The sequence below is a fragment of the Micromonospora sp. DT4 genome (assembly GCF_049841675.1).
In the GTDB taxonomy this organism is placed as follows: Bacteria; Actinomycetota; Actinomycetes; order Mycobacteriales; family Micromonosporaceae; genus Micromonospora.
Genome location: NZ_JBNCKT010000259.1, coordinates 1 through 862, shown reverse-complemented (window position 1 = coordinate 862; position 862 = coordinate 1). Strand labels below are relative to the sequence as shown.

At 72.6% G+C, this 862-nt stretch carries 1 protein-coding gene; it reads right to left on the bottom strand.

Annotated features, from left to right (window positions below; translation table 11 throughout):
* Window positions 1-93 precede the first annotated feature (93 nt).
* Window positions 94-702, bottom strand: a complete 609-nt coding sequence (locus ACLQ24_RS29445; RefSeq protein ID WP_425894999.1) for a DedA family protein — start codon at window positions 700-702, stop codon at window positions 94-96.
* Window positions 703-862: the final 160 nt, after the last annotated feature.

Below are 862 nucleotides of genomic sequence, written 5' to 3'. Positions count from 1 at the left end.
GGCCTGCCGTGCCCGGCGCAGGGATCAAGCCTGACCGCCCGGAGCCGGGCACGGCAGGCCCCCGCCCCCACCGCAACCAGGCCAGCAACAAGCTCAGCGAGCAAGAGCGAACAGCCGCCGCCGTGCCCCCAGCAGCACGACGGAGGCCAGCACCAACCCCACCCCCATGGTCACCAGCAGCGGGCTGGGCGCCTCCGGCAGCAGCGCGGCCAGCGACCGCGAGGCGGTGCCCAGCGCCAGGTAGAGACCGGCCCAGGCCGCCGCGCCGAGGGCCGCGCCGCCGAGGAACCGCCGGTACGACATCCGCAGCCCGCCGGCCGCCAGTGGCAGCAGCGCGTTGAACACGGGCAGGAACGGCGCAACCATCATCATCCGCCCGCCGCCACGGCTGAGGATCCCCTCGGCCGCGCTCCAGCGTGACTCGCCGATCCAGCCTCCGATGCGGCTACGGCGCAGGTGTTCGCCGTACCGGCGACCGATCAGGAAGCTCAGCGACCAGCCGGCCAGGCAACCGGCGAGCACTGCGGCGAAGGTGGCCAGCCCGATGGCCGGGCGGCCCACACCGACCGCGGCCAGGATCGCCACGTCGCCGGGGATCAGCACGCCCAGCAGCGGTACGGCGTCGAAGAGCATGACCAACCCGAGCACGCCCATCAGCACCAGGATGGGCAGCTCTCCGACCTGGGCCAGCCATTGCGTCATGCCTCGTACGCTATGGCCGCCGCACCACCTGGGACATCCGGTCGCAGCCCCTAGCGCCCCCTGGTGTCCACCTCGGGGTGACCCCTGAGAGACTGTCGGGTAACTGGACGGCTACGCAGTGAGAAGTCGTTCGGCGTTGATGCGTCGGGCGGCTTCGCGC

What these genes read in the sequence shown, in the direction of transcription:
- ACLQ24_RS29445 (WP_425894999.1), bottom strand. Translation starts at nt 702, where the DNA reads ATGACGCAATGGCTGGCCCAGGTCGGAGAGCTGCCCATCCTGGTGCTG.